The sequence below is a fragment of the Actinomyces haliotis genome (genome assembly GCF_015355765.1).
Classification (GTDB): Bacteria; Actinomycetota; Actinomycetes; order Actinomycetales; family Actinomycetaceae; genus Actinomyces; species Actinomyces haliotis.
On record NZ_JACWNA010000033.1, the window covers coordinates 1 to 8997 of the forward strand.

Sequence of the window (8997 nt, forward strand, 5' to 3'; positions counted from 1 at the left end):
CGCGCATTAGAGTGAGTCACGAGGACCTCCGTTTGAGTTGGTGTGACCGTCGACAAGCCACACCCAACGGGGGTCCTCCCCACTACGTCAACCCTTCCCAGTGTCACCAACCTGTCTGCCACCAACACCTAGGCTGACGGGGGAGAGGAGACGCTCATGCTCGACACCGCCGGGACGGTCACCCGCTCCGGGGTCCGCCCCTGGACGCGGCTCATCGACGCCCACGTCCACATCATCGACCCCGCCTACCCGCTGCGACCGGACCAGGGCTATCTGCCGGAGCCCTTCACCATCAGCAGCTACCGGGCGCGCACCTGTGGCCTGGGTGTCGAGGGCGGCGCCGTCGTCGCCGGCTCCTTCCAGGGCCTCGAGCAGGACTTCATGGTCGACGCGCTGGCCGAGCTCGGCCCGGCCTTCGCGGGCGTCATCCAGCTCGCCCCGGACACCTCCGACCGGCGCGTCCTCGAGCTCGATGCCGCGGGCGTGCGCGGAATCCGCCTCAACCCCTATCGCGGAGGCTCCGCCGCCCTCGAGGACCTCGAGGGCCTCGCGCGGCGCGTCCACGACCTCGCCGGCTGGCACACCGAGCTGTACCTCGACGCGGCGGACCTCCCCGAGATCGCCGAGCTCCTCGTATCCCTGCCCTCCGTCAGCATCGACCACCTCGGCATGACCGCCGAAGGAGTGCCACACCTCGTGCGAATCGTCGAGAAGGGCGTGCGCGTCAAGGCCGACGGCTTCGGCCGGGTCGACCTCGACCCGGCCGAAGCGGTGCCGCGCCTCCTCGAGGCGAACCCCGGCGCCCTCATGGCGGCCACCGACCTGCCCTCCACGCGGGCCCGGCGCCCCTTCGCGCCCGAGGACCTCGGCCTTCTCGCGTCGCTCGTGCCCGCCGAGCTCCTCGATGACGTCTTCTACGCCAACGCCGTGCGCTTCTACCGTCTCCCGCTACCCCTCGACTGAGGGCTGACCGATCGGTCGGGACGGCGCCCCGCAGGCCTCGGGTCGCGCCTCTCGGCGGGCTCGACACGGGACGGCGCCCCCGGCCCGGGTTGGGTCGGGGGCGCCGTGAGCGCCCGTCAGGGCGACGAGGGAGGAGACGGGCTCACTCGTCCTTGCCGCTGAGGTGGTCGGCCACACCCTTGAGCGTCGCCTTGGCGTCGTCGGCCTTCTCGGCGACCTGACCGTCGGCGTTCTGAAGACGGCCCTCCGTCTCGGTCTCCTTGTCCCCGGTGACCTTGCCAGCGGTCTCCTTGACCTTGCCGGCCACCTGGTCGAACTTCGCGTCGCTGTCAGCCATGTCGGCTCCTTCCATGCAGTGTGACCCGAGCCTCTCACAGGGTCGGCCGGCGTGCTCGTCGAGGCGGCCGGATCGCTCTGAGAGCGAAGTCCGCAAATCGGCATCGGCGGTGAGAGCAGCACCACGACGGTCACAGAACGGCGTCATTGCAGGAACTTCACCCGAGGGTGATTTGAGTGGGTGAAGTCATCCGACTAGGCTTCCGCGGGTCGCCGTACGCCGTCGGCGACATGACCGCCCCCGGACTCACCCGGTCGGAGGCTCGCAGGGACCGGTGACCGAAGGAGGCGCGGAAGACGTGAGTGACGTCCTGGACCGCATCGTCGCGCGGATCGCCCCGCGCATCGCCGCCATGCTCGCCGAGTCCGACGCGGCGCTCATCCACGGCCCGCACGAGTTCCGCCCCGTCGAGATCGTGGAGACCGCGCTCAACTCGATCGGCGGCGCCTACCGCCGCCACCGGGTCACTGCCGTCGATGACGTCGCCGCCCTGCGCCGATCCGTGTCGGGTCGACGCCCCGTCCTCATCGAGTGGGTGGGCGAGGATCCCGAGACCCGTGCCGCCCTCGAACGCCTCCTGACCGAGGCCATGGCCCCGGGAGCCCTGGCCGCTCCGGTCATCGCCGTCGCCGAGGTCGACGCCGACCCGCTCGACGGCCGCCTCGGCTGCTTCGAGCTGAAGATCGGGCCCGCCGGTCTCCTCGTGACCGAGTCCGACCTGGAGGCCATCGCTCCCGCCGTCGCCTCCGACGTCGTGTGGCGCCGAGAGGTCCTGGACGTCACCGGAGGCGTCCCGGTGCTCCTCGCTGCCGCCCTCGAGGACCTCGGTGTCGTCGACGATGTCGCCCGCCCCGTCCACCCGCCGCGCGAGGGCTCCCTCAACGCCGTCGCCGCCCGGCGCTCCATGGCACGGCGCGGTGCCGAGTCAGGGGAGTCGCGACTCGTCGCCGCGGCCCACCAGTGGGCCTCCCGGGCCTTCCAGTCGGTGCGCAACGAGCCGCTGCGCCTCATGCACGCCTGGATCGCCCCGCTGCCCGAGCGGACGATGGCTGCCGTCACGTCCGAGGTCCTCGCTCGCGAGGTCACGGTCGCCCAGGTGCGCGAGGCCCGTGAGTACTCCGCCATCTTCTCGGTCGGGTCCGGTGACCCCGCCTTCCCGCCGGCGCTCGCCGCCGAGCTCGTCCGGCTCGCCGTCGCCGCTGACGCGCGCAAGGCGAGTCGTCTGCGCCGCACCATCGCCCAGGTCGCCGCGAGCCCCGAGGTTCCGCTCTCCGCGCTCGACCGCGTCGCCATCACCACCTCGCTCGGTGCCTGGAGCGTCCTGGACCAGGTCCTCGCCGCCGAGATGCCCTCCCTCGTCCTCCTCACGGAGCGCCAGCGCCGGGTCCTGGCCTCGCTGTGGCCCACGCAGGTCCCCGCCGACGAGTGGCCCTACCTGGCCGCCGCCCGCGACTGGATCGCCGGTTGCGACCTGCCCCCGGACCTGACCGTGCCCTGGGTCGACCTCCTCCACCTGCTCTCCCAGGCCGACCCCGACCTCATCAACCCCGAGTTCATCGACCTGCGGGACCGCCTCGTCGGCGGAGTCTCGACCGTCCACGGCGCCACCACCGAGGGCATTCGGGAGGCGCTCGCCGACGGCGCCCGGTGGCTGGCGACGTGCGCCGCCTCCGCTCACGACGAGGCGACCCGAGCCTTCGACCTCTCGCCGCGCTTCACCGACGAGCTGGCCCTGCTCGCCTTCGCCCTCATGGGGGCGGCCGACGGCTGCCTGTCCATGGCCTCGATCGCCGACGCGCAGGCCTGCGTCAACCGCGCGCAGTCGCTGTGTGAGATGGCCGACGTCGACATCGACCGCGCGCCGGCCCTGCGCCTGGGCCTCACCGCCCGCTCGGCCCTCCTAGCGACCGTCGCCGGCGTCCACGCCCGCGCCCGCACGCAGATCTCCCTCTACGAGAACCAGGTCAGGCACGTCGGCTCGCGCGACTCCGAGCCCGAGCACATCGTCCACATCGCGCGCCGCTACTGCGCGGACTCCACGCCCCGGTTCTCCCTGGCCTCCACCGAGATCGACATCAACACGGGCTTCACGCCCTACGAGCTCGAGGCCGAGGCCCTCGTCCTCCTCCTCCAGCGCGGTCCCATCACCGCCGCCCAGTGGGTCCAGGCCTTCCTCGGGCGCTCCCGGTGGACCGACTCACACGAGTTCGAGTGGTGGCCGCTGCACGGGGTGCTCGCCCTGCTCGACGTGCGCGAGGGGCGCAACCAGTCCGCCCAGCGCTGGCTCGACGGCGGCACCATCCCGACCGAGCTCTCACTCGTCATCCAGGCCGGTATCGAGCTCAACCTCGACCACCTCGAGTCAGCCCAGAACCTCGTGGCCCGCATGACCGAGATGCCGACGTCGCTGGACCGCTGGCGCCTGCTCGCCCACGGCATCCGCGCCGGCGCCATGAACCGCGCCGACCCGACCCGCACCCCGGACACGCTCCTCCACCTCCGGGAGTGGCAGGACTCCCTGGCGACGCTCGCGCTCCTTCCGGCCGTGTGCCGCGAGACCGTCCTGTCGTCCCTCGACCCGTCCCTCGCCTCGCTGCCGGGACTCACGATCGAGGGGCCCGCCGAGCCGGGGCCGGCGCGCGACGTCGTCCTGACGCCCCGCCAGCAGGACGTCTTGCACGGGCTCGTCGGGGGCGGGACCCTCGGCCAGATCGCCGACGACCTCTTCCTCGGCGTGGAGACGGTCCGCTCGACCGCCAAGGCCCTCTACAAGCGGCTCGGCGTGCACGACCGGGCGAGCGCCGTCCAGGTGGCGCGCTCCATGGGGCTGCTCAACTAGTCGCCTAGCCCCCTAGTCGTCGCGGTGCCGAGCCCTCGTTAGGCACGTGGCCGATGAGGCGCGGGGTGCGCCGGTGCGCGTCCGCCGGGCGGCTTGCGCTGGGCTCAGCTGCGGGGTCAGGCAGAGGTGACGGCGCGCCCGGGTCCCTCGAGAGCCTCGATGGCCGTCCCGAGCGTCCGTCGCACCCCGCGTGCGAGGGCAGGCGCTCGACGGCTCCCGGAGGCGGCGGCGATCTCGTGGGCGACCTCGAGGGCGTCCGAGGCCTCGAGGTCGCGTCCCCGGTCCTCCAGCACCCGAGCCAGCGCGACCATGGGCGTGATCGCCAGGGACGGCCGGTGGGAGGAGAGGGCCTCGTTGGCCGCCGCGACCGTCCGCGACAGTGCCTCGTCCGAGGGTGTCCCGCTCTCGGACGGCCGGTCGCCGGGAAGCGGCTCGGGGGTGCGAACGAGCCGCACGACGTGCTCCGTCCCGGGCCCCTCGAGCAGTCGCGGGCGCTCGAGCCACTCGCCGACCTCCGTGGAGATGACGTCGTTCCCGTTGCGCTCGTCGAAGGCGCCGGCCAGCATGCTCACCCACTGCCGCGTGGCGGCGAGGGCGGTGGGCAGGTCCATCGGGCGTGTCACGTGCGCCGAGGGGCGCCAGCGCTCGCTCGGGGGCATCTCGAGGCGCGTCGGCATCCACAGCTCGCCCTCAGACAGCCCGCGTGCGGCGCGCTCCACCTCCCGCAGCACGAGGTAGGCGCCCTGGAGCATGTCGAGGAGATCGCTCGCCGCGTCCGTGCTCGCCGTCCATCTCCCGTGGCGCCGCAGGAGGCGCATACCGCGCTCGAGCTGGCCCGTCAGCGCCAGGTAGGACAGGTGCTCCTTGAGCCAGGCCGCCTTGGACGGGCTGCGCCGGTGCAGCGCGTAGGAGCGCAGGTGAGCGTCCCAGGCGCGCTCGGGGCGGCCGGACTCGACGAGGGGGAGGAGCAGCTGGGCCAGGGTGTTGTGGGGCTGCGTGGCCGAGCGCAGCGTGCCGTCGAGGACGCCGCGGGCGACGCGCAGCGCCCCGTCGGTGTCACCGTGCCGAAGACGGTCGTCCACGAGCAGGGTGACTCGCGCGCTCTCCCCCCGGGGGGTGAGCCCGTCGTCCAGCTCGAGCGCGGTGAGGTCGTCGTCGTTGGCGTCCTGCCTGCCCAGGAGGACCGAGGCCGTGTAGCTCGCCTCGTGGAGGGGGCGCCGCGGCAGGCCGAGGCGCTCGGTGTAGCGGTCGAAGGCGGCGAGGAGGCAGGCGACCTGGTGCGTCGACACCGCCGGGTTGGAGGCGGCGATGGCGATGACGTGCGAGTAGACGAGGGAGAGCACCTGCAGGTCGTCGCGGCTGAAGAGGTCGGGGCGCTCCGTGGCGCGGCCGACGGTCCACACGAAGGGCTCGATGGCGCTCCACTCGTCGCCTCCCTTGCGGTAGGCCTCGGTGAGGATCATGTGGGCGCGGACGACGAGGTCGGCGTCGCCCAGGGCGGCGGAGGAGGCGAGAAGGGACTCGGCGAGCTCGATCTGCCGGTTCCCGGGCCCGGTGCCCTCGGTCAGGTCGGCGAATCGGAGGACGTCCTCACGGGTGGGCACGGATGATCTCCTTCGGAGTGGGGCGGCGTGCACGTGGACGCCCTCATCGTCACAGTGCCGCGGTAGAGTCGTGCGGCCAGGGAACCGCACGTCGTGGCGGGTGAAGTGATCGGAGAGGATTTCGGCGACGGAGCCGCAAGAACTGCCAGGGTCAGAACGTGAGGCACGCTACCAGGCGGCTTATCAATGAAGGTATTCCTGCAAGGCGCACGCAATCGGGCGCTGGCGGTCCGCTGCCGCCGATCTGCACGGACGTCCACGTCCCGCCCTGGCGGGCGCACGCTGCAGCCGGGCTACGCCGCTCGCCGTCGTGGCCGAGCATCACCTAGGACGCCCGTCCCCGCCCGGGAGGCCCTCGTCGGAATTAGCCTGGTGGCATGGCTACAGAGCAGGCATCCGAGAAGTCCGGCGCAGCAACGCGCACTGAGTCCGACTCCATGGGAACCGTCGAGGTCCCCGCCGACCGCTACTGGGGCGCCCAGACCGAGCGCTCCCTCCACAACTTCAACATCGGCCGTGAGACCTTCGTCTGGGGCCGCCCGATGATCAAGGCCCTGGGCACCCTCAAGAAGGCCGCCGCCCAGGCCAACGGCGAGCTCGGCGAGCTCCCGGAGGACATCGCGGACCTCGTCGTCCGCGCCGCCGACGACGTCATCTCCGGGAGCCTCGACGAGGAGTTCCCGCTCGTCGTCTTCCAGACCGGGTCCGGCACCCAGTCGAACATGAACACGAACGAGGTCGTCTCCAACCGCGCCATCGAGCTGGCGGGCGGCGAGCGCGGCTCCAAGAAGCCCGTCCACCCCAATGACCACGTCAACCGCGGCCAGTCCTCCAACGACACCTTCCCGACGGCCATGCACATCGCCGTCGTGTGCGAGCTGGCCCGCATGTACCCCAAGGTGGAGCAGCTGCGGAACACCCTGGACGCGAAGGCCAAGGAGTACGACGACGTCGTCATGGTGGGCCGCACGCACCTCCAGGACGCCACCCCGATCCGCCTCGGCCAGGTCATCTCCGGGTGGGTCGCCCAGATCGACTTCGCCCTCGACGGCATCCGCTACGCCGACTCCCGCGCCCGCGAGCTCGCCATCGGCGGCACCGCGGTGGGCACGGGGCTCAACGCCCACCCCCGCTTCGGCGCCCTTACCGCGCAGAAGATCAGCGAGGAGACCGGCATCGAGTTCAAGCAGGCCGACAACCTTTTTGCGGCCCTGTCCGCCCACGACGCGCTCGTCCTCGTCTCCGGCTCGCTGCGCGTCCTCGGCGACGCCCTCATGAAGATCGCCAACGACGTGCGCTGGTACGCCTCCGGCCCCCGCAACGGCATCGGCGAGCTCATCATCCCGGAGAACGAGCCCGGCTCCTCGATCATGCCCGGCAAGGTCAACCCGACCCAGTGCGAGGCCATGACGATGGTCGCCGCCAAGGTCTTCGGCAACGACGCGACCGTCGGCTTCGCCGGCAGCCAGGGCAACTTCCAGCTCAACGTCTTCAAGCCCGTCATGGCCTGGGCCGTCCTGGAGTCCATCCAGCTGCTCGGCGACACCTGCGTCTCCTTCGACGAGAACTGCGCCTACGGCATCGAGCCCAACCGCGAGAAGATCCAGGAGAACCTGGACAAGAACCTCATGCAGGTCACCGCCCTCAACCGCCACATCGGCTACGACAAGGCCTCCAAGATCGCGAAGAACGCCCACCACAAGGGCCTGTCCCTGCGCGAGTCCGCCCTCGAGCTCGGCTTCGTCACCGAGCAGGAGTTCGATGCCTGGGTCGTCCCGGTCGACATGACGCACCCCTCGGCCGCGGAGGAGTGAGTCCGCGCGACCACGCATGATGACGGCGTCGGCCACCCCGTGGGGGCGGCCGGCGCCGTCGTGCTGCGCGGGCTGACCGGGCGGCCGGCCGACACGGCTGAGAAGGTCGAGGTGTCGATGACGTAGCGGTAGCGGACCTTGGAGCCGACGACGGCGTCGTAGGCGGCCGTGATCTCCTCGCCCGAGATGAGCTCGACCTGCGGGTGCACGCCGTGCTCGGCGCAGAAGTCCAGCATCTCCTGGGTCTCGGCGATCCCGCCGATCTGCGACCCTGCCAGGGACTTGGAACCGATGACGAGCGACGCGAGGTGCAGCGTCGTCGGCGACTCGGGCAGACCGACGTCGACGAAGGTCCCCAAGGGCTTGAGCGTTCCGATGAGACCGCCGTAGTCGAGGTCGTCCGCGCTCACGGTGCACACGATGACGTCGAAGGAGCCGCGCAGGGACTCCAGCGTGCCCTCCTCGCTCGTCGCGTAGAACTCGGTGGCTCCGAAGCGGTGCGCGTCGTCCTCCTTCGAGCGGCCGTGCGAGATGACGGCGGTCTCGGCTCCCATCGTGGCCGAGAGCTGGACCGCCATGTCGCCCAGCCCGCCCATGCCCACGACGGCGACCCGCTTCCCCGGGCCGGCGCCGAAGCGCCGCAGCGGCGAGTAGGTCGTGATCCCCGCGCACAGCAGGGGTGCGGCCGTCTCGAAGGGGATCTCGTCCGGGATCCGGCAGGCGAACTCCTCACTGACGGTGAAGCCCTGCGCGTAGCCGCCGGGCGTCCCGGTGCAGAACTGCTCCTGGCCGGCCCGGCACATCTCGCACTCGCCGCAGGCGTTGACCATGCAGCCCACGCCGACCTTGTCACCGACCTTGAAGCGGGTGACCGCGTCTCCGACCCGGGAGACGACGCCGGCGATCTCGTGGCCGGGCGTGAGCGGGAACTTCGCCGGGCCCCACTCCTCGCGGGCGGTGTGGATGTCAGAGTGGCAGATCCCGGCGTACTTGACGTCGAAGTTGATGTCGTGCGGTCCGGGCTCGGGGATCGTGATCGTCGTGCGGTGGAACTGGGGGGCGTCGTCACAGGCGTAGGCCAGGACCTCGGGCGTGGGGTGTCCTCCTCGGAAGCGCTCCGCAGGACGCGGAGCGGTCGTGGAACCAGCGTGCCCCGCGGCGAGGTGGCGTGCGTGACGCGGGCGGACGAGACCTGGATGGACCGCCGAGGCGCCGTCGGCGTCGTGCTCGTCCGGGGTGGCCTGGCTCGGCGGGCGTGGGGTGTCCTGCGTCTCGCGCACCGACGTCGAACCCCGCGGGACCTCCGACCTAGGTGTTGGTGGCAGACAGGTTCATGACAGTCGGCTGGTTGGAGGTAGACCGTTGAGCGCGGTGTGTCCGCGTTCAGTGTTGTAGTGCTCGATCCAGGGGGCAAGGGCGTCGCGGCGCTCCTGGTTGGAG

At 71.6% G+C, this 8997-nt stretch carries 6 protein-coding genes and 1 pseudogene; 3 read left to right on the forward strand and 4 right to left on the reverse strand.

Going from position 1 to position 8997, the window contains the following annotated elements:
• Positions 1-156 precede the first annotated feature (156 nt).
• Positions 157-963, forward strand: coding sequence for an amidohydrolase family protein (locus IXW69_RS11240; protein ID WP_194786429.1), 807 nt, complete (start codon positions 157-159; stop codon positions 961-963).
• A gap of 142 nt (positions 964-1105) precedes the next feature.
• Here IXW69_RS11240 and IXW69_RS11245 read toward each other — a convergent pair whose 3' ends face one another.
• Positions 1106-1300: a CsbD family protein gene (locus IXW69_RS11245; RefSeq protein WP_194786430.1), complete on the reverse strand. Its 195-nt coding sequence runs from the start codon at positions 1298-1300 to the stop codon at positions 1106-1108.
• A gap of 298 nt (positions 1301-1598) precedes the next feature.
• Here IXW69_RS11245 and IXW69_RS12135 point away from each other — a divergent pair, with 298 nt between their 5' ends.
• Entirely contained in the window at positions 1599-4139 is a 2541-nt protein-coding gene (locus IXW69_RS12135) for a helix-turn-helix transcriptional regulator (protein ID WP_194786431.1), read from the forward strand.
• A gap of 116 nt (positions 4140-4255) precedes the next feature.
• Here the strand turns inward: IXW69_RS12135 and IXW69_RS11255 are convergent, their stop codons facing one another.
• Positions 4256-5743: a hypothetical protein gene (locus IXW69_RS11255; RefSeq protein WP_194786432.1), complete on the reverse strand. Its 1488-nt coding sequence runs from the start codon at positions 5741-5743 to the stop codon at positions 4256-4258.
• Positions 5744-6120: 377 nt separating this feature from the next.
• On the opposite strand from IXW69_RS11255, the gene fumC reads away from it, so the two are divergent.
• Positions 6121-7557 carry a class II fumarate hydratase gene (gene fumC, locus IXW69_RS11260; RefSeq protein WP_194786433.1) on the forward strand — a complete coding sequence of 479 codons (1437 nt, stop codon included), beginning with the start codon at positions 6121-6123 and terminating at the stop codon, positions 7555-7557.
• Positions 7558-7658: 101 nt separating this feature from the next.
• Here fumC and IXW69_RS11265 read toward each other — a convergent pair.
• Positions 7659-8639 (reverse strand): annotated as a pseudogene (locus IXW69_RS11265) (NAD(P)-dependent alcohol dehydrogenase); the annotation flags it as partial.
• Between the two features lie 249 nt (positions 8640-8888).
• Positions 8889-8997: integrase core domain-containing protein (locus IXW69_RS11270; protein ID WP_194784358.1), on the reverse strand; the 109-nt coding region annotated here is incomplete at its 5' end.